Annotated in this window: 22 protein-coding genes; 17 read left to right on the top strand and 5 right to left on the bottom strand. The window is 63.1% G+C overall.

Annotation, left to right across the window (positions count from 1 at the left end; genetic code table 11):
• Positions 1 to 9 precede the first annotated feature (9 nt).
• Together K8374_RS18210 and map are read right to left on the bottom strand one after the other, a co-directional pair.
• Positions 10 to 2,712 (bottom strand): [protein-PII] uridylyltransferase, encoded by a 2,703-nt coding sequence (locus K8374_RS18210; protein WP_224456656.1) that lies wholly within the window; start codon positions 2,710 to 2,712, stop codon positions 10 to 12.
• Between the two features lie 36 nt (positions 2,713 to 2,748).
• A complete protein-coding gene (map, locus tag K8374_RS18205; RefSeq protein WP_224456655.1) occupies positions 2,749 to 3,531 on the bottom strand; it encodes a type I methionyl aminopeptidase in 783 nt (260 codons plus the stop codon).
• Positions 3,532 to 3,878: 347 nt separating this feature from the next.
• Between map and rpsB the strand changes: the two genes are divergently transcribed.
• The 15 genes from rpsB to rnhB all read left to right on the top strand — a co-directional run bounded on the left by rpsB (position 3,879) and on the right by rnhB (position 18,433).
• Complete coding sequence (gene rpsB / locus K8374_RS18200) at positions 3,879 to 4,616, top strand: 30S ribosomal protein S2 (RefSeq protein ID WP_196144838.1); 738 nt, start codon at positions 3,879 to 3,881, stop codon at positions 4,614 to 4,616.
• Between the two features lie 185 nt (positions 4,617 to 4,801).
• Positions 4,802 to 5,665: a translation elongation factor Ts gene (tsf, locus tag K8374_RS18195; protein WP_224456654.1), complete on the top strand. Its 864-nt coding sequence runs from the start codon at positions 4,802 to 4,804 to the stop codon at positions 5,663 to 5,665.
• 180 nt (positions 5,666 to 5,845) lie between these two features.
• A complete protein-coding gene (gene pyrH / locus K8374_RS18190; RefSeq protein WP_084854362.1) occupies positions 5,846 to 6,589 on the top strand; it encodes a UMP kinase in 744 nt (247 codons plus the stop codon).
• Positions 6,586 to 7,143, top strand: coding sequence for a ribosome recycling factor (gene frr, locus K8374_RS18185; RefSeq protein WP_084854363.1), 558 nt, complete (start codon positions 6,586 to 6,588; stop codon positions 7,141 to 7,143). The genes pyrH and frr overlap by 4 nt, the downstream gene beginning before the upstream one ends.
• Before the next feature lie 16 nt (positions 7,144 to 7,159).
• The gene (gene uppS, locus K8374_RS18180) at positions 7,160 to 7,915 is read left to right on the top strand and encodes a polyprenyl diphosphate synthase (RefSeq protein ID WP_084854365.1); all 756 of its coding nucleotides are present in this window, start codon (positions 7,160 to 7,162) and stop codon (positions 7,913 to 7,915) included.
• Positions 7,915 to 8,730, top strand: a complete 816-nt coding sequence (locus K8374_RS18175) for a phosphatidate cytidylyltransferase (protein WP_224456653.1) — start codon at positions 7,915 to 7,917, stop codon at positions 8,728 to 8,730. Before uppS ends, K8374_RS18175 begins: the two co-directional genes overlap by 1 nt.
• Positions 8,727 to 9,917, top strand: a complete 1,191-nt coding sequence (ispC, locus tag K8374_RS18170) for a 1-deoxy-D-xylulose-5-phosphate reductoisomerase (RefSeq protein ID WP_224456652.1) — start codon at positions 8,727 to 8,729, stop codon at positions 9,915 to 9,917. The genes K8374_RS18175 and ispC overlap by 4 nt, the downstream gene beginning before the upstream one ends.
• 46 nt (positions 9,918 to 9,963) lie before the next feature.
• Positions 9,964 to 11,316: an RIP metalloprotease RseP gene (gene rseP / locus K8374_RS18165; protein ID WP_224456651.1), complete on the top strand. Its 1,353-nt coding sequence runs from the start codon at positions 9,964 to 9,966 to the stop codon at positions 11,314 to 11,316.
• Between the two features lie 79 nt (positions 11,317 to 11,395).
• On the top strand, positions 11,396 to 13,747 hold the full coding sequence (bamA, locus tag K8374_RS18160; protein WP_224456650.1) for an outer membrane protein assembly factor BamA: 2,352 nt from the start codon (positions 11,396 to 11,398) through the stop codon (positions 13,745 to 13,747).
• A 44-nt stretch (positions 13,748 to 13,791) separates the two neighbouring features.
• On the top strand, positions 13,792 to 14,295 hold the full coding sequence (locus K8374_RS18155; protein ID WP_084854375.1) for an OmpH family outer membrane protein: 504 nt from the start codon (positions 13,792 to 13,794) through the stop codon (positions 14,293 to 14,295).
• Between the two features lies 1 nt (position 14,296).
• Positions 14,297 to 15,352, top strand: a complete 1,056-nt coding sequence (gene lpxD / locus K8374_RS18150) for a UDP-3-O-(3-hydroxymyristoyl)glucosamine N-acyltransferase (RefSeq protein WP_224456649.1) — start codon at positions 14,297 to 14,299, stop codon at positions 15,350 to 15,352.
• A 113-nt stretch (positions 15,353 to 15,465) separates the two neighbouring features.
• Positions 15,466 to 15,906, top strand: a complete 441-nt coding sequence (gene fabZ / locus K8374_RS18145) for a 3-hydroxyacyl-ACP dehydratase FabZ (RefSeq protein WP_003252314.1) — start codon at positions 15,466 to 15,468, stop codon at positions 15,904 to 15,906.
• Positions 15,903 to 16,679, top strand: coding sequence for an acyl-ACP--UDP-N-acetylglucosamine O-acyltransferase (gene lpxA / locus K8374_RS18140; RefSeq protein ID WP_084854379.1), 777 nt, complete (start codon positions 15,903 to 15,905; stop codon positions 16,677 to 16,679). The genes fabZ and lpxA overlap by 4 nt, the downstream gene beginning before the upstream one ends.
• Position 16,680: 1 nt before the next feature.
• Positions 16,681 to 17,808 (top strand): lipid-A-disaccharide synthase, encoded by a 1,128-nt coding sequence (lpxB, locus tag K8374_RS18135; protein WP_224456648.1) that lies wholly within the window; start codon positions 16,681 to 16,683, stop codon positions 17,806 to 17,808.
• 1 nt (position 17,809) lies between these two features.
• The gene (rnhB, locus tag K8374_RS18130; protein WP_224456647.1) at positions 17,810 to 18,433 is read left to right on the top strand and encodes a ribonuclease HII; all 624 of its coding nucleotides are present in this window, start codon (positions 17,810 to 17,812) and stop codon (positions 18,431 to 18,433) included.
• Between the two features lie 75 nt (positions 18,434 to 18,508).
• Here rnhB and K8374_RS18125 read toward each other — a convergent pair whose 3' ends face one another.
• Genes K8374_RS18125 through K8374_RS18115 form a run of 3 tightly spaced genes read right to left on the bottom strand, consistent with a single transcriptional unit; the run spans position 18,509 to position 19,708 of the window.
• On the bottom strand, positions 18,509 to 18,883 hold the full coding sequence (locus K8374_RS18125) for an integrase core domain-containing protein (protein WP_263498517.1): 375 nt from the start codon (positions 18,881 to 18,883) through the stop codon (positions 18,509 to 18,511).
• Positions 18,855 to 19,304 (bottom strand): IS3 family transposase, encoded by a 450-nt coding sequence (locus K8374_RS18120; RefSeq protein ID WP_224456645.1) that lies wholly within the window; start codon positions 19,302 to 19,304, stop codon positions 18,855 to 18,857. Before K8374_RS18120 ends, K8374_RS18125 begins: the two co-directional genes overlap by 29 nt.
• Positions 19,305 to 19,348: 44 nt before the next feature.
• Positions 19,349 to 19,708 carry a transposase gene (locus K8374_RS18115; RefSeq protein WP_224456644.1) on the bottom strand — a complete coding sequence of 120 codons (360 nt, stop codon included), beginning with the start codon at positions 19,706 to 19,708 and terminating at the stop codon, positions 19,349 to 19,351.
• Between the two features lie 150 nt (positions 19,709 to 19,858).
• On the opposite strand from K8374_RS18115, the gene dnaE reads away from it, so the two are divergent.
• Together dnaE and K8374_RS18105 are read left to right on the top strand one after the other, a co-directional pair.
• Positions 19,859 to 23,383, top strand: coding sequence for a DNA polymerase III subunit alpha (dnaE, locus tag K8374_RS18110; RefSeq protein WP_224456643.1), 3,525 nt, complete (start codon positions 19,859 to 19,861; stop codon positions 23,381 to 23,383).
• A gap of 105 nt (positions 23,384 to 23,488) precedes the next feature.
• Positions 23,489 to 24,436, top strand: a complete 948-nt coding sequence (locus tag K8374_RS18105) for an acetyl-CoA carboxylase carboxyltransferase subunit alpha (RefSeq protein WP_084854387.1) — start codon at positions 23,489 to 23,491, stop codon at positions 24,434 to 24,436.
• Positions 24,437 to 24,502 lie beyond the last annotated feature (66 nt).

Genomic DNA, 24,502 nt, shown 5'->3' with positions numbered 1-24,502 from the left:
CGTCAATCGTTAGAAGGTCACGCGGGTGGTGCTGGTGTCGCTGGCCTGGCCAGCCTGCAGCTGCTTGATGATCGCTTCCTGCAGGCGCAGGCACAGCTGCGGGTCCGACAGCGGCTGGTTGTCGGCGTCGGTGATGAAGAACACGTCCTCCACCCGTTCGCCGAGGGTGGCGATCTTGGCGTTCTGCAGCGACAGGTCGAACTCCAGGAAGATACGCCCGATGCGCGCCAGCAGGCCGGGGCGGTCGGGGGCGGTGATTTCCAGGATGGTCACCGGCCGCTGGGCGTCATTGTGGATGGTCACCTGCGGGGCGAAGGTGAAGTGCTTGAGCTGGCGCGGCACCCGACGCTGGATGATGGTCGGGTAGTCCTCAGGGTTGCGCAGGGCCTCGGCCAGGCCGTCGCGGATCTGCTTGACCCGCTGCGGGTTATCGCCGATCGAGCCGCCGTCGTTGTCCAGGACGATATAGGTGTCGAGGGTGAACTGGCTGCTGGAGGTGATGATCCGCGCGTCATGGATGTTCAGGTTGAGCTGGGACATCGCCGCCACGGTCACGGCGAAGAAGTCGTGCTGGTCGGGGGCATAGATGAAGATCTGCGTGCCGCCCTCGAACTCGCGCTGGGTGGTTTCCTTGATCAAGACCAGCGGGCCGCCGTCGGCCGGCTGCTGGAGGATCGCGTCGCTGTGCCAGGCAATGTCGGCGGCGGTGTGCTTGAGGAAGTAGTCGTCGCCCAACTGGGCCCACAGCTGTTCCACATCGTCCGGGTCGGTGCCTTCGCGCACCAGGATGTCCAGCGCGGCGGTCTGTGTCTGGCGGATCTGCTCCTCGCGGTCCAGCGGGTTCTCCAGGCCGCGGCGCAGGGCGCGCTTGGTCTCGGTGTAGAGCTGGCGCAGCAGGCTGGCGCGCCAGGAGTTCCACAGGCTGGGGTTGGTGGCGTTGATGTCGGCCACGGTCAACACGTAGAGGTAGTCCAGGCGGGTTTCGTCGCCCACGTGCAGGGCGAAGTCGTTGATCACCTGCGGGTCGGAGAGGTCCTTGCGCTGGGCGGTGGTGGACATCACCAGGTGGTTCTGGACCAGCCAGACGATCAGCCGGCTGTCCCACGCCGGTAGCTGGTGGCGTGCGCAGAAGGCCTGCGCATCCACGGCGCCCAGCTCGGAGTGGTCGCCTTGGCGGCCCTTGCCGATGTCATGGTAGAGGCCGGCCAGGTAGATCAGCTCAGGCTTGGGCAGGCGCCCCATGAGCTTGCTGGCCAGGGGGAATTTCTCCGAGACCGGGGTGTACTGCAGCTTGCGCAGGTGCTTGATCAGGTTGAGGGTGTGGGCGTCGACCGTATAGATGTGGAACAGGTCGTGCTGCATCTGCCCGACGATCAGGCCGAACTCCGGCAGGTAGCGCCCGAGGATGCCGTAGCGGTTCATCCGCCGCAGGTTGCGGTGGATGCCGATCTCGCACTTGAACAGCTCGATGAACAGGCTGGTATTGCGGATGTCGTTGCGGAACTTGTCGTTGATCAGGTGGCGATGTTCGCGCAACTGACGCACGGTGTCGGCTCGCACGCCCTTGATCTCCGGGTGCTGGGCCATCAGCACGAAGATTTCCAGCATGGCGAACGGGGTACGCTTGAACACCGCCGGGTTGACCGTCTCGATATAGCCATCATGCAGCCGGAAGCGAGCGTTCAACGGTTGGGTGGTGCCGCTGTCATCGTCGGCGAGAATGACTTCCTCGAAATGCTGGATGATCAGGTCGCACAGCTGGCTGATGCTCATCACCACCCGGTAGTACTGGGTCATGAACTGCTCGATGGCGCGCTTGGGGTTCTCGTCGCCGTAGCCGAGCAATGCGGCGATGCTGCGCTGGTGGTCGAACAGCAGGCGGTCCTCGGCGCGCCCGGCGAGCATGTGCAGGGCATAGCGCACCCGCCACAGGAAGGCCTGGGAAGAGGCCAGCAACTCGTTCTCGCTTTCCAACAGGAAGCCTTCGTCGGCCAAGGCGTGGAGGTTCAGGGTGCCGTACTGGCGGCGGGCCACCCAGAGCACGGTCTGGATGTCGCGCAGGCCGCCCGGGGATCCCTTGACGTTAGGCTCGAGGTTGTACTCGGTGTCGTTGTACTTGTGGTGGCGGGCCTTGAGCTCGGCGCGCTTGGCCAGGAAGAACTCCTTGCTCGGCCACATATGTTCGGTGCTGGTGACGCCCAGCATGCGTTGGCGCAAGGCCTCGGGGCCGGCGATGGTGCGGCTTTCCATCAGGTTGGTGATCACCGTCAGGTCGGCCTTGGCCTGTTCGGCGCATTCCTCCACGGTGCGCACGCTCTGGCCCACTTCCAGGCCGATGTCCCACAGCAGGGTGAGGAAGCGTTCGATGGCGTCGCGGTACTGCTCGTGCTCGGCGCTGTCGAGCAGGATCAGCAGGTCGATGTCCGACCAGGGGTGCAGCTCGCCACGGCCGTAGCCGCCGACGGCGACCAGGGCGATACCGGCCTGGTCGCGCCAGTCGAACTGGTTCCAGGCCTGTTGCAGGATATTGTCGACGAACCAGGCGCGGTCCTCGATGAGTGGGCGGATCTCGCCGCCTTCGCGAAAGCGCCGGTCGAGCACCGCGCCGGCCTGGCGGATGGCTTTCTTGAAGGCAGCGATGGGGCTTGCCTTGAGCGCCAGTTCCGCCTGGAACTGGCCACGGTCGAACAGCTCGGGATCCACCTGGGGCATCGAGTCGCGTTCCTGTGTTGTTGGCCCTGGGGCGGGTCAGGCCGAGGTGCGCGGCAGGGTGTCGTCCTTGCGCAGGGTGAAGATCTCGTAGCCGGTGGCGGTCACCAGGATGGTGTGCTCCCACTGGGCGGACAGCTTGCGGTCCTTGGTGATGGCGGTCCAGCCGTCGCCCAGCACCTTGGTGTCGGCCCTGCCCTGGTTGATCATCGGCTCGATGGTGAAGGTCATGCCTTCCTTGAGTTCCATGCCGGTGCCGGCGCGGCCGTAGTGCAGGACCTGCGGTTCTTCGTGGAACACCTTGCCGATGCCATGGCCGCAGAATTCGCGTACCACCGAGAAGCCGTTCTTCTCCGCGTGCTTCTGGATCACCTCGCCGATATCGCCCAGGCGGCAGCCCGGCTTGACCAGCTCGATGGCCTTGTACATGCATTCCTGGGTGACCTTGGACAGGCGCTCGGCCCAGGGCGCGACGGTGCCGACGTGGAACATACGGCTGGTATCGCCGTGGTAGCCGTCCTTGATCACGGTGACATCGATGTTGAGGGTGTCGCCATCCTTGAGCGGCTTCTCGTTGGGGATGCCGTGGCAGACCACGTGGTTGATCGAGGTGCAGATCGACTTGGGGAAGCCTTTGTAGTTGAGCGGCGCCGGGATCGCCTGCTGGACGTTGACGATATAGTCGTGGCAGAGGCGGTCGAGCTCCTCGGTGGTGACACCGGGCTTGACGTGTTCTTCGATCATCTCGAGGACTTCGGCGGCCAGGCGGCCGGCGATGCGCATCTTCTCGATGTCTTCTGCGGTCTTGATGGTGACGGTCATACAGGCTCTCTACGGCGCCCTGGGGGCGCGAACAAACGGGAAAAGCCGGATTCTAGCAGAGCGGGGCGTCAATCTGTGGGGATAAAGGCGCAGGTTCTGCTGTCTAGTCAGTAGGCAATTCTGGCGCGATTGCCCACAGGCTGCAAAAGCCGCTGACGGACGAGGCATCATCCGGGTTCCGTTCGCCCGCGGTCTGTGGTATAAAATGCGCCGCTTTCGGGGGAGGTCCCCGGAAGCCTTAACCCACACACGTGTCGACACGATGACCTGGGTGCCCCAAGCTCGCGAGCCTGTGGGTTGGTCATTGGGATACGTGGAGGCCCAACCCGACTTATCAAGGAACTATCATGTCCCAAGTCAACATGCGCGATATGCTGAAGGCCGGTGTGCACTTCGGCCACCAGACCCGTTACTGGAACCCGAAAATGGGCAAGTTCATTTTCGGCGCGCGCAACAAGATCCACATCATCAACCTGGAAAAAACCCTGCCGATGTTCAACGACGCTCTGTCGTTCGTCGAGCGCCTGGCCCAGGGCAAGAACAAGATCCTGTTCGTCGGCACCAAGCGTTCCGCTGGCAAGATCGTCGCCGAGCAAGCTGCTCGTTGCGGTTCGCCATACGTTGACCACCGCTGGTTGGGCGGCATGCTGACCAACTACAAGACCATCCGTGCTTCGATCAAGCGTCTGCGCGACCTGGAAACCCAGGCCGAAGATGGCACCTTCGCCAAGCTGACCAAGAAAGAAGCCCTGATGCGCAGCCGCGACCTGGAAAAACTGGATCGCAGCCTGGGCGGTATCAAGGACATGGGTGGCCTGCCTGACGCACTGTTCGTCATCGACGTCGAGCACGAGCGCATCGCCATCACCGAAGCCAACAAGCTGGGCATCCCGGTCATCGGCGTTGTCGATACCAACAGCAGCCCGGAAGGCGTTGACTACGTCATCCCAGGCAACGACGACGCCATCCGCGCCATCGAGCTGTACATGACTTCGATGGCTGACGCCGTCATCCGCGGCCGCAACAACGTTGCCGGCGGCACCGAAGTCTACGCTGAAGAAGCGGCTGCACCTGCTGCCGAGTAATTGACGCCCGGCGTCTACTTGGCACGCAAAAAGGGGGCTAGGCCCCCTTTTTGCCACCTTGAAATCCTGCTGTCAGCACCTTTGCGCATCATGGGGCTGCTGAAGTGACAGCAGTGGATTTGCAGAATTGAACGCCCGTGACGAGCGGGTGGAATGGTTGAAAAACTTTCCAAGAGGATTTTGAAATGGCAGCAATTACTGCAGCGCTGGTCAAAGAACTGCGCGAGCGTACCGGCGAAGGCATGATGGACTGCAAGAAGGCCCTGGAAAAGGCCGGCGGCGACATCGAAAAAGCCATTGATGACATGCGCGCTTCCGGCGCCATCAAGGCCGCCAAGAAGGCTGGCAACGTTGCCGCCGAAGGCGCCATCGCGGTCAAGACCGACGGCAAGTCCGCTGTCCTGCTGGAAGTGAACTCGCAGACCGACTTCCTGGCCCTGCAAGACGACTTCAAGACCTTCGTTGCCGAAAGCATCGAAGAAGCCTTCGCCCAGAAGCTGACCGACGCCGCGCCGCTGATCGCTTCGCGCGAAGCCGCTCGTGAAGCCCTGGTCGCCAAGTGCGGCGAGAACGTCAACATCCGTCGCCTGGCGCGCGTTGAAGGCGACGTCGTCGGCGCCTACCTGCACGGCAACAAGATCGGCGCTGCTGTCGTCCTGAAGGGCGGCGACGTCGAGCTGGCCAAGAACATCGCCATGCACGTTGCAGCTTCGAACCCTGAGTTCCTGGATTCGTCGGAAATCTCCGCCGAGGCCATCGAGCGCGAGAAGAACGTCTTCCTGCAGCTGAACGCCGACAAGATCGCTGGCAAGCCGGAAAACATCGTTGAGAACATGATCAACGGTCGTATCACCAAGTTCAAAGCCGAAGCCTCGCTGAAAGAGCAGGCCTTCGTCATGAACCCGGAAGTCAAGGTTGGCGAACTGGCCAAGAAAGCCGGTGCTGAAATCGTTTCCTTCACCTACTTCAAGGTCGGCGAAGGCATCGAGAAGCCTGTCGACAACTTCGCTGAAGAAGTTGCCGCCCAGGTAGCTGCCGCCAAGCAGTAAGACAGCTCCGTCTGTCGCCCCAAAGAGGCTGCCCGCTCACGCGCGCAGCCTCTTTGTCAAAACGGATGCGGGTTTACCCCTCGCGCATCCGCTGGCGCTGAAGCAGCGCCACGCTACAGTTAGCAGGCTGCAAACAGCCCGCACGAATTTTCTAAATGCACGCCCCAGGAGAAACTCGCAATGGCCCAGCAGGTGAGTGGTCGCCAACCTCGCTATAAACGCATTTTGCTCAAACTTAGCGGCGAGGCCCTGATGGGCTCGGAAGAGTTCGGGATCGACCCGAAGGTACTGGACCGCATGGCCCTGGAAGTCGGCCAGTTGGTCGGCATCGGCGTCCAGGTCGGGCTGGTGATCGGCGGCGGCAACCTGTTCCGCGGTGCAGCGCTCAGCGCCGCCGGCATGGACCGCGTCACCGGCGACCATATGGGCATGCTGGCCACCGTGATGAACGCCCTGGCCATGCGTGACGCCCTGGAGCGTTCGAACATCCCGGCGCTGGTCATGTCGGCCATTTCCATGGTCGGCGTCACCGACCATTACGACCGCCGCAAAGCTATTCGTCACCTCAACTCCGGGGATGTGGTAATTTTCTCCGCCGGTACCGGCAACCCGTTCTTCACCACCGACTCCGCTGCCTGCCTGCGCGCCATCGAGATCGATGCCGACGTGGTGTTGAAGGCGACCAAGGTCGACGGTGTGTACACTGCCGATCCATTCAAGGACCCGCACGCCGAGAAATTCGATCACCTGACCTACGACGAGGTCCTGGATCGCAAGCTCGGTGTCATGGACCTGACCGCAATCTGCCTGTGCCGCGACCACAAGATGCCATTGCGGGTATTCAACATGAACAAGCCTGGCGCCCTGCTGAACATCGTGGTGGGTGGCGCTGAAGGTACTCTGATCGAGGAAGGCCAAGCATGATCAACGACATCAAGAAAGACGCGCAGGAGCGCATGGGCAAGTCCATCGAGGCCCTGGCTCGCAACCTGGCGGCGATCCGTACCGGTCGCGCCCACCCCAGCATCCTGGACAGCGTCAAGGTCCCGGCCTGGGGAAGCGAGATGCCGCTGAACCAAGTGGCTGCGATCACCGTCGAGGACGCCCGTACCCTGAAGATCGTCGCTCACGACAAGAACCTCAGCGCCGCCATCGAGAAGGCTATCCTGACCTCCGATCTGGGCCTGAACCCGTCCAGCGCGGGCACCACCATCCGTGTGCCGATGCCGGCCCTGACCGAGGAAACCCGCAAGGGCTACACCAAGCAGGCCAGCGGCGTCGCCGAGGACGCCAAGGTGGCTGTGCGCAACGTGCGTCGCGATGCATTGGCTGACCTCAAGAAGCTCACCAAGGACAAGGAAATCAGCGAAGACGAAGAGCGTCGTGCCGCGGACGAGATCCAGAAGCTGACCGACAAGTTCGTCGCTGAAATCGATGCTGCGTTCAAGGCCAAGGAAAAGGACCTGATGGCCGTCTGAGGCCGGGGTTTCTTTCATGGAAAAGACCAAGCCAGCGGCATCGCCTTCGGTGCCGCGTCACGTCGCGATCATCATGGATGGCAACAACCGCTGGGCCAAGCGACGCCTGCTGCCCGGCGTCGCCGGGCACAAGGCCGGTGTCGATGCGGTTCGTGCGGTGATCGAAGTCTGCGCCGAGGCCGGGGTCGAGGTGCTGACCCTCTTCGCCTTCTCCAGCGAGAACTGGCAGCGGCCGGCCGATGAGGTCGGTGCGCTCATGGAGCTGTTCTTCACGGCCCTGCGCCGCGAGGCCAAGCGCCTGAACGAGAACAAGATCAGCCTGCGCATCATCGGCGACCGCTCGCGCTTCCACCCCGAATTGCAGGCCGCCATGCGCGAAGCCGAGGCCCTGACCGCCGGCAACGACCGCTTCATCCTGCAGATCGCTGCCAACTACGGTGGTCAGTGGGACATCGCCCAGGCCGCGCAACGCCTGGCGCGTGAAGTTCAGGCCGGCCACCTGCGTCCCGAGGACATCACCCCGGGCCTGTTGCAGACCTGCCTGGCCACAGGCGACCTGCCGTTGCCCGACCTGTGCATCCGCACCGGGGGCGAACATCGCATCAGCAACTTCCTGCTGTGGCAGCTGGCCTATGCCGAGCTGTACTTCTCCGACCTGTACTGGCCGGACTTCAAACACGAGGCCATGCGTACCGCCCTGGCCGATTTCGCTTCGCGCCAGCGCCGCTTCGGTAAGACCAGCGAGCAGGTCGAGGCTGGAGCTCGTGCTTAATGCTTAAACAACGCATCATTACTGCGCTGATCCTGCTGCCGGTCGCGCTGGGTGGTTTCTTCCTGCTCAACGGCGGGGACTTCGCCCTGTTCATCGGCCTGGTCGTCACCCTCGGCGCCTGGGAATGGGCGCGCCTGGCCGGGCTCGTCGCCCAGCCGTTGCGCCTGGCCTATGCGGCGGTGGTCGCTGGGGCGCTGATGCTGCTTTACCTGATGCCCGACCTGGCGCCCTGGGTGCTCGGCGCCTCGGTAATCTGGTGGGGGCTGGCCACCTGGCTGGTGCTCACCTATCCACGCAGCAGCGAGCTGTGGAGCAGTGCTGCCTGCCGCCTGCTGATCGGGCTGCTGGTGCTGCTGCCGGCCTGGCAGGGCCTGGTGCTGCTCAAGCACTGGCCGCTGGGCAACTGGCTGATCCTGGCGGTCATGGTGCTGGTGTGGGCCGCCGATATCGGTGCGTACTTCTCCGGTCGAGCGTTCGGCAAGCGCAAGCTGGCGCCGCAGGTCAGCCCGGGTAAAAGCTGGGAAGGCGTCTACGGCGGCATGGCGGTGAGCCTGCTGATCACCCTGGGTGTGGGCCTGGCCCGCGACTGGAGCATCGGCGATGTGCTGCTCGGCCTGCTGGGCGCGGTGGTCGTGGTGATGTCCTCGGTGATCGGTGACCTGACCGAGAGCATGTTCAAGCGCCGTGAAGGCATCAAGGACAGCAGCAATTTGCTGCCTGGCCATGGTGGCGTGCTCGACCGTATCGACAGCCTGACCGCGGCGATCCCGATGTTCGCCGTTCTGCTCTGGGCTGCCGAATGGGGTGTGATGTGAGCCATCCACAACGTATCACGGTGCTGGGTGCCACCGGTTCCATCGGCCTGAGTACCCTGGACGTCATCGCGCGTCATCCGGAGCGCTACCAGGTGTTCGCCCTGAGCGGCTATTCCCGTCTCGATGAATTGCTGGCCCTGTGCGAGCGGCACCGCCCGGCCTATGCCGTGGTGCCCAGCGCCGAGGCTGCCGTGCGCTTGCGCGACGGCCTGGCGGGTGTCGGTTGCACCACCGAGGTGCTGGAAGGGGAGGCCGGGCTGTGCCAGGTCGCCTCGGCGCCGGAGGTGGATGCGGTGATGGCCGCCATCGTCGGTGCCGCAGGCCTGCGCCCGACCCTGGCGGCCGTGGAGGCGGGCAAGAAGGTGTTGCTCGCCAACAAGGAAGCGTTGGTGATGTCCGGCGCGCTGTTCATGGGCGCGGTACGGCGCAGTGGCGCCGTGTTGCTGCCGATCGACAGCGAGCACAATGCGATCTTCCAGTGTCTGCCTGCCGACCATGCGCGCGGGTTGGCCCAGGTCGGCGTGCGGCGCATCCTGCTGACCGCTTCGGGCGGGCCGTTCCGCGAGACGCCGGTCGCAGCGTTGGCCGATGTCACGCCGGAGCAGGCGTGTGCCCATCCCAACTGGTCCATGGGGCGCAAGATCTCGGTCGACTCGGCGAGTATGATGAACAAGGGCCTGGAGCTCATCGAGGCCTGCTGGTTGTTCGACGCGGCGCCGGCCAAGGTCGAGGTGGTGGTGCACCCGCAGAGCGTTATCCATTCGTTGGTGGACTACGTCGACGGTTCGGTGCTCGCCCAGCTGGGCAACCCGGACATGCGCACGCCGATCGCCAATGCCCTGGCCTGGCCGGAGCGCATCGACTCGGGTGTCGCGCCGCTGGACCTGTTCGCCATCGCCCGCTTGGACTTCCAGGCCCCCGACGAGCAGCGCTTCCCCTGCCTGCGCCTGGCGCGCCAGGCGGCCGAGGCGGGCAACAGCGCACCGGCCGTGCTCAATGCGGCCAACGAAGTGGCCGTGGAGGCATTTCTCCAGCGGCGTATCCGCTTCCCGGAGATCGCGGGTATGATCGAACAGGTGCTCGACCAGGAACCCGTGGTACCGTTGCCTTCGCTGGAGGCGGTATTCGCCGCGGACCAGCGGGCCCGGGAACTGTCCCGGGAGTGGTTGAGGCGTCACGGTTACTGATGTCCGCTAGTTCCAGGGATGGGCTGAACGTCATTCGGAGACAGGTATGACAGCGCTCTACATGATAGTCGGCACCCTGGTCGCCCTGGGTGTGCTGGTCACCTTCCACGAATTCGGCCATTTCTGGGTGGCCAGGCGCTGTGGCGTCAAGGTGCTGCGCTTCTCCGTGGGGTTTGGCACGCCGCTGCTGCGCTGGCACGACCGCCGCGGCACCGAGTTCGTGGTGGCAGCCATCCCCCTGGGTGGCTACGTCAAGATGCTCGACGAGCGCGAAGGCGAAGTGCCGCCTGCATTGGTCGACCAGTCTTTCAATCGCAAGCCGGTGCGCCAGCGCATCGCCATCGTCGCGGCCGGCCCTGTGGCCAACTTCCTCCTCGCCCTGTTGTTCTTCTGGGTCCTGGCCATGCTCGGTACCCAGCAGGTGCGCCCGGTGATCGGTGCAGTCGAGGCGGGCAGCCTGGCGGCTTCCGCAGGCCTGGCCGCTGGTCAGGAAGTGGTATCCATCGACGGCGAGCCGACCAATGGCTGGTCTGCGGTCAACCTGCAACTGGTCCGTCGTCTTGGCGAAAGCGGCACCCTCAAGGTCGGTGTGATCGAGCAGGGCGGTACGCTGGAGCGCCAGCATGAAATCATCCTCAGCCAGTGGCTCAAGGGTGTGGACGAACCGGACCCGATCCAGTCCCTGGGCCTGCGCCCGTGGCGCCCGGCCATTGCGCCAGTGCTGGCCGAGATCGACCCGAAAGGTCCGGCCGCCGCTGCCGGGCTCAAGACGGGTGACCGGTTGCTGAGCCTCGATGGTGTCGACCTGAACGATTGGCAGCAGGTGGTCGACAGCGTTCGCGCCCGCCCCGAGGCCAAGGTAAAGCTGCGCGTGGAGCGCGACGGTGCCCAGCTCGAGGTCCCGGTGACCTTGGCCCGGCGCGGTGAAGGGCAGGCTTCCGGTGGGTACCTGGGGGCAGGCGTCAAGGGCGCCGAATGGCCCGCCGACATGGTCCGCGAAGTCAGCTACGGGCCGCTGGATGCCGTTGCCCAGAGCCTGTCGAGAACATGGAACATGAGTGTCCTGACCCTCGAATCGCTGAAGAAAATGCTGTTCGGGGAGCTCTCGGTAAAAAACTTGAGTGGACCGATAACCATTGCTAAAGTGGCGGGCGCTTCAGCCCAGTCGGGCGTGGGGGATTTCCTGAATTTCCTGGCCTACCTGAGCATAAGCCTGGGGGTTCTTAACCTGCTGCCCATCCCGGTATTGGATGGGGGGCATTTGCTGTTCTACCTGATCGAGTGGGCGCGCGGTCGTCCGCTTTCGGATCGGGTGCAAGGTTGGGGGGTCCAGATCGGTATCAGTTTGGTCATTGGGGTGATGTTGCTCGCCCTGATCAACGATCTGGGTCGACTATAAAAAGCTTCGCTCAATTGCGAACGAACCTGCCGCCTCATCGCGGCAGGTTGTTTATTGCCAGTTGGAATAAAAGGACTTCATGAAACGTCTGCTGCTAACTGCGGTCCTCTCCGCACTGATGATCGCTGAAGTTCACGCCGAGTCCTTCACCATCTCCGATATTCGTGTCAATGGCCTGCAGCGGGTTTCCGCTGGCAGCGTGTTCGGTGCCCTGCCCCTGAACGTGGGCGACCAGGCCGACGATCGGCGCCTGGTGGAGTCTACCCGCTCGCTGTTCAAGACCGGCTTCTTCCAGGACATCCAGCTGAGCCGCGACGGCAATGTCCTGATCATCAACGTGGTCGAGCGCCCATCGGTGTCGAGCATCGAGATCGAAGGCAACAAGGCGATCAGCACCGAAGACCTGATGAAGGGCCTGAAGCAATCGGGCCTGGCCGAAGGCGAGATCTTCCAGCGTGCCACCCTCGAAGGCGTGCGTAACGAACTGCAGCGCCAGTACGTGGCCCAGGGCCGCTACTCGGCCGAGGTCGACGCCGAGGTGGTGCCGCAGCCGCGCAACCGCGTCGGCCTGAAGATCAAGATCAACGAAGGCACCGTCGCCGCGATCCAGCACATCAACATCGTCGGCAACAATGTCTTCGACGACGAGGAGCTGGCCCAGCTCTTCGAGCTCAAGACCACCAACTGGCTGTCCTTCTTCAAGAACGATGACAAGTACGCCCGCGAGAAGCTCTCCGGTGACCTGGAGCGCCTGCGCTCCTACTACCTGGACCGCGGCTACATCAACATGGACATCGCTTCGACCCAGGTGTCCATCACCCCTGACAAGAAGCACGTCTACATCACCGTCAACATCAACGAAGGCGAGAAGTACACCGTCCGTGACGTGAAGCTCTCCGGCGACCTGAAAGTGCCTGAAGACCAGGTCAAGTCGCTGCTGCTGGTGCAGCCGGGCCAGGTGTTCTCGCGCAAGGTGATGACCACCACCTCCGACCTGATCACCCGTCGCCTGGGTAACGAGGGCTACACCTTCGCCAACGTCAACGGCGTGCCGCAGCCGAACGATGAAGACCACACCGTCGACATCATGTTCGTCGTCGACCCGGGCAAGCGTGCCTACGTCAACCGCATCAACTACCGCGGCAACACCAAGACCGAAGACGAAGTGCTGCGTCGCGAAATGCGCCAGATGGAAGGTGGCTGGGCTTCGACCTACCTGATCGACCAGTCCAAGACCCGCCTCGAGCGCCTGGGCTTCTTCAAGGAAGTCAACGTCGAGACCCCGCCGGTGCCAGGCACCGACGACCAGGTCGACGTCAACTACAGCGTCGAGGAGCAGGCCTCCGGCTCCATCACCGCCAGCGTCGGTTTTGCCCAGAGCGCGGGCCTGATCCTTGGTGGCTCGATCAGCCAGAGCAACTTCCTGGGTACCGGTAACAAGGTGTCCGTCGGCCTGACCCGTTCGGAATACCAGACCCGCTACAACTTCGGCTTCGTCGACCCCTACTGGACCGCCGATGGCGTCAGCCTGGGCTACAACGCCTTCTACCGTAGCACCGACTACGATGACCTCGATGTCGACGTGGCGAGCTATGCGGTGGACAGCCTGGGTGCCGGTGTCAGCGTCGGCTACCCGATCAGCGAGACCTCGCGTCTGACCTTCGGCTTCAACGTGCAGCAGGACAAGATCAAGACCGGTAAGTACACCGTCGACGAGATCTTCGACTTCCTGGACCGTGAGGGAGACGACAGCTTCCTGAACTTCAAGGCGTCGGCCGGCTGGTCCGAGTCCACCCTGAACAAGGGCGTGCTGGCGACCCGTGGTCACTCCCAGAGCTTGTCCGCCGAAGTCACCACCCCGGGCAGCGACCTGTCGTTCTTCAAGCTCGACTACCGTGGCCAGCTGTTCAAGCCGATCAACAACGACTACACCCTGCGCCTGCACACCGAGTTGGGCTATGGTGATGGCTTCGGTTCCACCGATGGGCTGCCGTTCTACGAGAACTACTTCGCGGGTGGCTTCAACTCGGTCCGTGGCTTCAAGGACAGCAGCCTGGGCCCGCGCAGTACCCCAAGCCAAGGCACCAAGCCGGGCACCATCAAGGACCCGGACCAGGATCCACTGCCGTTCGGTGGCAACGTCCTCGTGCAGGGTGGTGTAGAACTGCTGTTCCCGCTGCCGTTCGTCAAGGACCAGCGTTCCCTGCGTACGTCCGTGTTCTGGGACGTGGGTAACGTGTTCGACACCAACTGCGGCAATAAGCCTGATTGCGAAAAGGTCGGCTTCTCGGGCATGGCCAGCTCCGTCGGCCTGGGCGTCACCTGGATCACCGCGCTGGGCCCGTTGAGCTTCAGCCTGGCGATGCCGGTGAAGAAGCCGGACGACGCCGATACCCAGGTGTTCCAATTCTCTCTGGGCCAGACCTTCTAAGGTCGGCCCTCGCTCAACGACAACGGTTTATCCAGGAGTGCATCGTGCGTAAGTTGACTCAACTGGCCGTGATGGCCGCGGCGCTGGTCGCCACCCCGGCTTTCGCCGAAATGAAGATTGCCGTGCTGAACTATCAGATGGCGCTGCTCGAGTCCGACGCGGCCAAGAAGTACGCTGTCGATGCCGAGAAGAAGTTCGGCCCGCAGCTGACCAAGCTGAAGAACCTGGAAAGCAGCGCCAAGGGCATCCAGGACCGCCTGATCAAGGGCGGCGACAAGATGCAGCAACAGGAGCGCGAGCGCCTGGAGCTCGAATTCAAGCAGAAAGCCCGTGACTTCCAGTTCCAGTCCAAGGAGCTGAACGAAGCCAAGGCCGTCGCCGACCGTGACATGCTCAAGCAGCTCAAGCCCAAGCTCGACGGTGCTGTCGAGGAAGTGATCAAGAAGGGTGGCTATGACCTGGTGCTCGAGCGCGGCGCGGTAATCGACGTCAAGCCGCAATACGACATCACCCGTCAAGTCATCGAGCGTATGAACCAAGCCCGTTGATATGACCGTGACCATGACGCTCGGCCAGCTGGCCGAGGCCCTCGGGGCGACCCTCAAGGGCCCCGAGGCGCTGCAGATCACCGGCCTGGCAACCCTGCAGGAAGCCAGCGCCGGGCAGTTGAGCTTCCTGGCCAACAAGCAATACCGCAAGTACCTGGACGCGTCCAAGGCCGGTGCGGTGCTGCTCAAGGCCGAGGACGCCGAAGGCTTCGCCGGCAATGCGTTGATCGTGCCCGACCCGTACCTGGCCTACGCCCGGATTTCCCACCTGTTCGACCCCAAACCCAAGGCTGTGGCGGGAATCCATCCCAGCGCCGTGGTGGCCGGGGACGCCCAGGTGGACCCCAGCGCCAGCATCGGCCCGTTCGCGGTGATCGAGAGCGGTGCGCAGGTAGCGGCCAACGTCACCATCGGTGCCCACTGCTTCGTCGGTGCCCGTTGCGTGATCGGTGAAGGCGGCTGGCTGGCACCGCGGGTGACGCTGTACCACGACGTGACCATCGGCAAGCGCGTGGTCATCCAGTCCGGTGCGGTGATCGGTGGCGAAGGCTTCGGCTTTGCCAACGAGAAGGGGGTCTGGAACAAGATCGCCCAGATCGGTGGCGTGACCATCGGCGACGACGTGGAGATCGGCGTGAACACCGCCGTGGACCGCGGCGCGTTGTCGGATACGCGCATCGGCAACGGCGTCAAGCTCGACAACCAGATCCAGATCGCCCATAACGTGCAGGTCGGTGACCACACGGCCATGGCCGCGTGCGTCGGGATCTCCGGCAGCACGCGTATCGGCAAGCACTGCATGATCGCGGGCGGTGTGGGCATGGTGGGTCATATCGATGTCTGCGACAACGTATTCGTTTCCGGCATGACCATGGTGACCCGTTCCATCACGGAACCGGGTGGCTATTCATCCGGCACGGCCATGCAGCCGCTGGCCGAATGGCGCAAGAGCGCCGCGCGTATCCGCCAGCTGGACGAGATGTCCAAGCGTCTCCAGCAGCTGGAAAAACGTGTCGATACCGTGACCTCAGGTGGCCAGCTGGCATCAGAAGGCTGATACCATTCCCTGAGCAAGAGTGAACAGTCGCTAGCTGGCTCCTCTTTGGATTGCAAAAGGAGCGTGTGGTCAGCACCTGCGCTCCCTATTCTTATTACAGGCTTCCCCCCGAAATGATGGACATCAACGAGATTCGCGAATACCTGCCTCACCGTTACCCGTTCCTGTTGGTGGACCGCGTAACGGACCTGGACTTCGAGGCCCAGAGCATTCGTGCCTACAAGAATGTCAGCATCAATGAGCCGTTCTTCAACGGCCATTTCCCGGCGCATCCAATCATGCCGGGCGTGCTGATCATCGAGGCCATGGCCCAGGCGGCCGGGATTCTCGGGTTCAAGATGCTCGATGCCAAGCCTGCCGACGGCACCCTCTACTACTTCGTCGGTTCCGACAAGCTGCGCTTCCGCCAGCCGGTGCTGCCGGGGGACCAGCTGGTCCTGGAAGCCAAGTTCCTCAGCCGCAAGAGCATGATCTGGAAGTTCGAATGCCGCGCCCTGGTGGACGGCAAGCCGGTCTGCTCGGCCGAGATCACCTGCGCGGAACGCTCCCTATGAGTTCGATTGACCCTCGGGCGATCATCGACCCGTCAGCCAAGCTGGCCGACGGTGTCGAGGTTGGCCCCTGGTCGATCGTAGGGCCTGGCGTGGAAATCGGCGAGGGCACCGTCATCGGCCCTCACGTGGTGCTCAAGGGGCCGACCCGGATCGGCAAGCACAACCGTATCTACCAGTTTTCCTCCATCGGTGAAGACACCCCCGACCTCAAGTACAAGGGTGAGCCCACGCGCCTGGTGATCGGTGACCACAATGTGATCCGCGAAGGTGTCACCATTCACCGTGGCACCGTCCAGGACCGTGCGGAAACCACCCTCGGGGACCATAACCTGATCATGGCCTATGCCCATATCGGGCACGACAGCGTTATCGGCAATCATTGCATCCTGGTCAACAACACCGCGCTGGCCGGTCATGTGCATGTGGGCGACTGGGCGATCCTGTCCGGCTACACCCTGGTGCACCAGTACTGCCATATCGGCGCCCACGCCTTCTCCGGCATGGGTACGGCGATCGGCAAGGACGTGCCGGCCTTCGTCACGGTGTTCGGCAGCCCGGCAGAGGCCCGTAGCATGAACTTCGAGGGCATGCGCCGCCGGGGGTTCAGCGACGAGGTCATCCACGCCCTGCGCCGTGCCTACAAAATCGTCTATCGCCATGGCCTGACCGTGGAAGACGCGCTCAACGAGCTAGGCGAGCTGGCAACGCAGTTCCCCGAGGTCGAGCTGTTCCGTCAGTCGATCCAAAGCTCCGCTCGCGGCATCACCCGCTGATATGGCCCAGCTGTGCGTGGCATTGGTCGCTGGCGAGGCCAGCGGCGATATCCTCGGTTCCGGCCTGATGCGTGCCCTCAAGGCGCGCCACCCCGATGTGCGTTTCATCGGCGTCGGTGGCCCCTTGATGGAGGCCGAAGGCCTGGTGTCCTACTTCCCCATGGAGCGCCTCGCGGTCATGGGCCTGGTGGAAGTGCTGGGGCGGTTGCGTGAGCTGCTCAAGCGTCGCAAGGAACTGATCCAGACACTCATCGCCGAAAAGCCGGATGTGTTCATCGGCATCGATGCGCCCGACTTCAACCTCACCATCGAACTGAAGCTGCGCCAGGCCGGGATCAAGACCGTGCACTATGTCAGCCCGTCGGTCTGGGCGTGGCGGCAGAAGCGTGTGTTGAAGATTCGCGAGGGCTGCGACCTGATGCTGACGCTGCTTCCCTTCGAGGCGAAATTCTACGAAGAGAAGGGCGTGCCGGTACGTTTCGTCGGCCATCCGCTGGCCGATACCATCCCGCTCGAAGCCGATCGCCAGGCGGCGCGCACCGCCCTCGGACTGGGCGCGGGGCCGCTGGTCGCATTGATGCCGGGTAGCCGTGGCGGCGAGGTCGAGCGCCTGGGCGCGCTGTTCCTCGATGCCGCCGAGCGCTTGCGTGAACGGGTGCCTGGGGTGCGTTTCGTCTCGCCGTGTGCCAACCCGTCCCGGCGTGCCCAGCTCGAGCAGATGCTGCAGGGCCGCGACCTGCCGTTGACCTTGCTCGACGGCCGCTCCCACGAGGCCTTGGCCGCGTGCGATGCGGTGCTCATCGCCTCGGGCACAGCCACCCTGGAAGCGCTGCTGTACAAGCGGCCCATGGTCGTCGCCTACCGCTTGGCGCCATTGACGTACTGGATCCTCAAGCGCATGGTCAAGAGCCCGTACGTATCGTTGCCCAACCTGCTGGCCCAGCGTCTGTTGGTACCCGAGCTGCTGCAGGACGCCGCTACCAGCGACGCCCTGGCCCAGACCCTGGCTCCGCTGGTCACTGACGGTACGCAGCAGACCGACAGCTTCGACCGGATTCACCGCACCCTGCGCCGTGACGCCTCCAACCAGGCGGCCGACGCGGTGTTGGCCTTGCTAGGAGCGCGATAGCATGCAGATGGGGCTGGACTTCAATCTGGTCGAGGAGCTGGTCGCCGGTGTCGACGAGGTGGGCCGTGGGCCGCTGTGTGGCGACGTCGTGACTGCGGCGGTGATCCTTGACCCACAGCGTCCGATCCTGGGCCTGAACGACTCGAAGAAGCTCACCGAGGCCAAGCGCGAGGCGCTATTTGAGGAGATCTGCGAGAAAGCCTTGAGCTTTTTCATCGCACGCGCCACGGTAGAAGAGATCGATAGCCTGAACATCCTGCAGGCCACCATGCTGGCCATGCAGCGTGCGGTGGAAGGCTTGAGCATCACGCCCAAGCTTACGCTGATCGACGGCAACCGTTGCCCGAAGCTCGCGGTGCCGGCTGCGCCGGTGGTTCAAGGTGACGCCCAGGTGCCGGCGATCGCGGCGGCCTCCATTCTGGCCAAGGTCACCCGTGACCGGGAGATGAGCGCATTCGAGCTGATCTACCCGGGCTATGGCATCGGCGGGCACAAGGGCTACCCGACGCCGGTGCACCTGGAGGCCCTGGCGCGGTTGGGGCCGACGCCGATTCATCGACGCTCCTTTGCTCCGGTGCGGGCCGCCTGGGAAGCCCGCGAAGGCCTTACCGACTCGTTGATCTAATTGGAATGGGGCTGCTGTGCAGCCCATCGCGGGACAAGCTGATCTGGTCAAGTAATTTTGGACACCGGTTAAGGTTCATGCCGCTGCCCTGAGCTTTTCCTCCATGGCTACCGGGGTCTCGTAGCCGTTGTAGCTGTGGAGGCGCTTGAGGTTGTAGCGCACCAAATAAGCCATGATGTCGGCCTTGGCTTCAGATTCGGACTCATAGCCTCCTGGTGGCACCCATTCTGATTTCAATGCCCCAAAGAATCGCTCCATGGCGGCGTTGTCCCAGCATTGGCCACGGTGGCTCATGCTCTGCTTCAGGCTGCACTCTTCAAGCACAGACCTGAATTTGTGGCTGGTGTACTGGCAGCCTTGATCTGAATGAAACATCACGCCCGCAGGCCTGCCCCTGGACTCAGACGCCATACGCAGCGCGTCACAGGCCAGCCTGGCATCGGCAGTCATTGAAAACGCCCAGCCCACGACTCGGCGTGCATAAGTCGATTACTGCGGCTAAATACAGCCAACGCCTGCCAACCTGGATATAAGTTACATCGCCACACCAAACCTCGTTGATTGTCGAAACTTTGAAGTTTCGCTTCAGTTGGTTTTCCGCAATCAATGCTTCCGTGCCGGATGACCGATACCGGTGCGGTCTACGCTGCCGGCATTTCAGGCCAGCTTCACGCATAAGCGCACGCACTTTGTAACGCCCAATCTCATGGCCTTCACGCCGCAGCTCCTGCATCAACGTGCGTGAACCGGCAGAGCTTCGTGACGCCTTAAAACGATCGATTACACGCGAGCGTAGAGCATCCCTGCCGGGATTCTCACGCCCTTGGCGTTTGCGCCATGCATAGAAACTGCTGCGTTTGACCCCAAGCACGCGACAGCAGTCGACAACACCATATTGCTCACTCAGCTCGTTGATCAGCGAGAACGATCTTTGGAGTCCCGAAGCAGGAGAGCACTGGCCTTTTTTAGGATTTCGATATCCCGATCCTTTTGACGAACCAGCGCTTCCAGCTCTTCAATACGTTGCTGCTCCGGAGTGATGGCTTTGGCTCCAGCCGGCACCTTGCCCTCTCTCTCCTGCCTTACCTGCTCAACCCAACGACGAAGAGCTGTGCGGCCAATCCCGAGGATTTCGCATACCTCAGGAACCGACTGGCCGGCATCCAGCACCATTTCAGCTGCTCGGATTTTGTGTTCTCTCGAATAAGACTTGCGCACTGATTTTGCCTCCAATTGGGCGCCATCATAGCGCCCGAAGAAGGTGTCCAAAATCATTAGGCCAGTTCAAGCACGCTCCTACAGGGCCGCGTTGTTTCTGTAGGAGCGGGCTTGCCCCGCGAAAGGGGCGCGTAGCGGCCCCCAAAAAAATCCCGCCATTTACGCTACAATCCCGCCCTTGTTTCAGGCACTGCTATAGGATTATCCATGTCGGTCTCCTTCGTTCACCTTCGCGTGCACTCCGAATTCTCGCTGGTCGACGGCCTGGTGCGGATCAAGCCGTTGGCCAAGGCATTGGCGGGGATGAACATGCCGGCGGTGGCGATCACCGACCAGAGCAACATGTGCTCGCTGGTGAAGTTCTACAAGACCGCCATGGGCGCCGGTATCAAGCCGATCTGTGGTGCCGACCTGTGGCTGGCAGGCAGCGACCCCGAGGCGCCGCTGTCGCGCATCTGCTTCCTGGCGATGAACCCCAAGGGCTACCGTAACCTCACCGAACTGATTTCCCGCGGCTGGACCGACGGCCAGCGCAATGGCCTGGTGATCATCCAGCGCGAGTGGATCGCCCCGGCCAGCGAGGGCCTGATCGGCCTGTCGGCGGCCAGGGAAGGCGACATCGGCATGGCCTTGCTGGCTGGCAAGGCCGCAGAGGCCGAGGCCCTGTTGCGCGATTGGATGCAGATGTTCCCCGATCGTTTCTATGTCGAGGTGCAGCGCACCAATCGTGCCGGTGACGAAGACTACCTGCACGCCGCCGTGGCCCTGGCCGACAAGGTCGGTGCACCGCTGGTGGCGACCAACGACGTGCGCTTCATCAAGCAGTCCGACTTCGACGCCCACGAGACGCGGGTTTGCATCGGTGAAGGCTGGACCCTCGATGACCCTCGTCGTCCGCGCCTGTACAGCGACCAGCAGTACCTCAAGAGCGCCGAGGAAATGGCCGAGCTGTTCAGCGACTTGCCGGACGCCATCGCCAATACCGTGGAAATCGCCAAGCGCTGCAACATCACCGTGCAGTTGGGCAAGTACTTCCTGCCCGACTTCCCGACGCCCAACGGCATGGGGATCGACGACTACCTGCGCCATGTCTCCCATGAAGGCCTGGAAGAGCGTCTGGCGGTGCTCTGGCCGAAGGAGACCACGCCCAACTACGAAGAGAAGCGCCAGGTGTACCTGGACCGCCTGAAGTTCGAACTGGACATCATCATCCAGATGGGCTTCCCCGGTTACTTCCTGATCGTGATGGACTTCATCAAATGGGCCAAGAACAACGGCGTGCCGGTAGGCCCGGGCCGAGGGTCGGGCGCCGGTTCGCTGGTGGCCTACGTGCTCAAGATCACCGACCTCGACCCGCTGGCCTACGACCTGCTGTTCGAGCGCTTCCTCAACCCCGAACGTATTTCCATGCCCGACTTCGACGTCGACTTCTGCATGGATGGCCGCGACCGGGTGATCGACTACGTGGCCGAGGCCTACGGGCGCAATGCGGTGAGCCAGATCATCACCTTCGGCACCATGGCGGCGAAGGCGGTGGTGCGTGACGTGGCGCGGGTGCAGGGCAAGTCCTACGGCCTGGCCGACCGCCTGTCGAAGATGATCCCGTTCGAAGTGGGCATGACCCTGGAGAAGGCCTACGAGCAGGAAGAAATCCTGCGCGACTTCCTCAAAGGCGACGAGGATGCCCGCGAGATCTGGGACATGGCCCTCAAGCTCGAAGGCGTCACCCGCGGCACCGGCAAGCACGCCGGTGGCGTGGTGATCGCCCCGACCAAGCTCACCGACTTCTCGCCGATCGCCTGTGACGAAGAGGGCGGCGGCCTGGTGACCCAGTTCGACAAGGATGACGTCGAGGCCGCGGGCCTGGTGAAGTTCGACTTCCTCGGCCTGCGCACGCTGACCATCATCAAGTGGGCGATGGAGATCATCAACCGCGAGCAGAAAAAGAAGAACCTGCCCGACGTCAACATCGACTTCATCCCGCTGGACGACAAGAAGACCTACGAGCTGCTGCAAAAGGCCGAAACCACGGCGGTGTTCCAGCTCGAATCGCGCGGCATGAAGGAGCTGATCAAGAAGCTCAAGCCCGACTGCCTGGAAGACCTCATCGCATTGGTGGCACTGTTCCGCCCGGGCCCGTTGCAGTCGGGCATGGTGGATGACTTCATCAACCGTAAGCACGGTCGCGCGGAGCTGGCCTACCCACACCCGGACTACCAGTACGAAGGCCTGAAGCCGGTACTGGCGCCGACCTACGGCATCATCCTGTACCAGGAACAGGTGATGCAGATCGCCCAGGTCATGGCCGGCTACACCCTCGGCGGCGCCGACATGCTGCGTCGGGCCATGGGCAAGAAGAAGCCCGAGGAGATGGCCAAGCAGCGTGGCGGTTTCATCGAAGGCTGCGCGAAGAACGGCATCGACGCGGACCTGGCCGGTAACATCTTCGACCTGGTGGAAAAATTCGCGGGCTACGGCTTCAACAAGTCCCACTCGGCCGCCTACGGCCTGGTCTCCTACCAGACCGCCTGGCTCAAGACCCATCACCCTGCGCCGTTCATGGCGGCGGTGCTTTCGGCCGATATGCACAACACCGACAAGGTGGTCGTGCTGGTCGAGGAAGTGCGCAGCATGAAGCTGCGCCTCGATGCGCCGGACGTGAACTTCTCCGACTTCAAGTTCACCGTCAACAACGACGGCCGCATCGTCTACGGTCTGGGCGCGATCAAGGGGGTCGGCGAAGGGCCGGTGGAGGCCATCGTCGAGGCGCGCGCCGAGGGTGGGCCGTTCAAGGACCTGTTCGATTTCTGCGAGCGCGTGGACTTGAAGCGCATCAACAAACGCACCCTCGACGCCCTGATTCGCAGTGGCGCCCTGGACCGCCTTGGCCCTTATTTCCATGACGAGATCAAGGCCTACCAGGCCAACATCGACCGCAACCGCGCGGTGCTGCTCTCGGCCCTGGAAGAGGCAATCAAGGCCGCAGAGCAGACGGCCCGTACCGCCGACAGCGGCCATGTCGACCTGTTCGGCGGGCTGTTCGTCGAGGAGGACTCCGATGTCTATGCCAACCACCGCAAGGTGCGCGAGCTGACCCTCAAGGAGCGCCTGCGCGGCGAGAAGGACACCCTGGGCCTGTACCTGACAGGCCACCCGATCGATGAGTACGAGGCCGAGATCCGCCGCTTCGCCCGCCAGCGCATCGTCGACCTCAAGCCGTCCCGCGAGACCCAGACCGTGGCCGGGATGATCATTGCCCTGCGGGTGATGAAGAACAAGAAGGGCGACAAGATGGGCTTCATCACCCTCGACGACCGTTCCGGGCGGATCGAGGCCTCGTTGTTCGCCGATGCCTTCATGTCTGCCCAGGCATTGTTGCAGACCGATGCCATGGTGGTGGTGGAAGGGGAGGTGAGCAACGACGACTTCTCCGGTGGCCTGCGCCTGCGGGTCAAGACCGTGATGACCATGGAGGATGCACGGACCAAGCTGGCCGAGAGCCTGCGCCTGAAAGTCGCCCACGAGGCGCTCAAGGGCGACCGCCTGGCCTGGCTTGGTGAACTGATCACCAAGCATCGTGGCGGCTGCCCGATCACCCTGGAGTACACCGGCAGTGATGCCCGGGCCATGTTGCAGTTCGGCGACGAATGGTCGATCGACCCCGCCGATGGCCTGATTCAAGCGCTGCGTGACCAGTTCGGACGTGAGAACGTCTTCCTGCAATATCGCTGAACCGACGAATTTTAATCTCGACCTGAATGCGCCTGATCCCTTAAGGTAGGGCGCCAAACGGATCAACCGGCCGGCCGCCTGGCCGTAGACCCAAGACGGATGCCTATGAACCCGAATTTCCTCGACTTCGAACAGCCGATTGCCGACCTGCAAGCCAAGATCGAAGGGCTGCGCCTGGTGGGCAACGACAATTCGCTGAACATCAGCGATGAAATTGCCCGTCTTCAAGACAAGAGCAATACCCTGACCGAAAGCATCTTCGGCAACCTGACCAGCTGGCAGATCGCGCGTCTGGCCCGTCATCCGCGTCGTCCTTATACCCTGGACTACATCGATCACATCTTCACTGAGTTCGAAGAGCTGCACGGTGACCGTCACTTCGCCGACGATGCCGCGATCGTCGGTGGTACCGCGCGCCTGGACGGCAAGCCGGTCATGGTCATCGGCCACCAGAAGGGCCGTGAAGTGCGCGAGAAGGTCCGCCGCAACTTTGGCATGCCGCGTCCGGAAGGCTACCGCAAGGCCTGCCGCCTGATGGAAATGGCCGAACGTTTCAAGATGCCGATCCTCACCTTCATCGACACCCCGGGCGCCTACCCGGGCATCGACGCCGAAGAGCGCAACCAGAGCGAGGCCATCGCCTGGAACCTGCGCGTGATGGCACGGCTGAAGACGCCGATCATCGCCACCGTCATCGGCGAGGGGGGGTCCGGCGGTGCTTTGGCCATCGGCGTATGCGACCAGCTGAACATGCTGCAGTATTCCACCTACTCGGTGATCTCGCCCGAAGGCTGCGCCTCGATCCTGTGGAAGACCGCCGACAAGGCAGCCGATGCCGCCGAAGCCATGGGCATCACCGCTGAGCGCCTGAAGAGCCTGAACATCGTCGACAAGGTCATCAATGAACCGCTGGGTGGCGCCCACCGCGACCCGGCCAAGATGTCCGAAAGCATCCGCGCCGACCTGGTCGAGCAGTTGGACATGCTGGGCAAGTTCGACACCGACGCCCTGCTTGCGCGCCGTTACGAGCGCCTGATGAGCTACGGCGTTTGATATAGCCGGCATGGTCTGCGCCTGGCGAGGGCTGACGCCCTCGATCGCGGGACAAGCCCGCTCCCA

Source organism: Pseudomonas sp. p1(2021b), assembly GCF_020151015.1.
GTDB classification, from domain to species: domain Bacteria; phylum Pseudomonadota; class Gammaproteobacteria; order Pseudomonadales; family Pseudomonadaceae; genus Aquipseudomonas; species Aquipseudomonas putida_K.
Note: the sequence above shows the minus strand (reverse complement) of the source record. Positions and strands in the feature narration are given on the sequence as shown.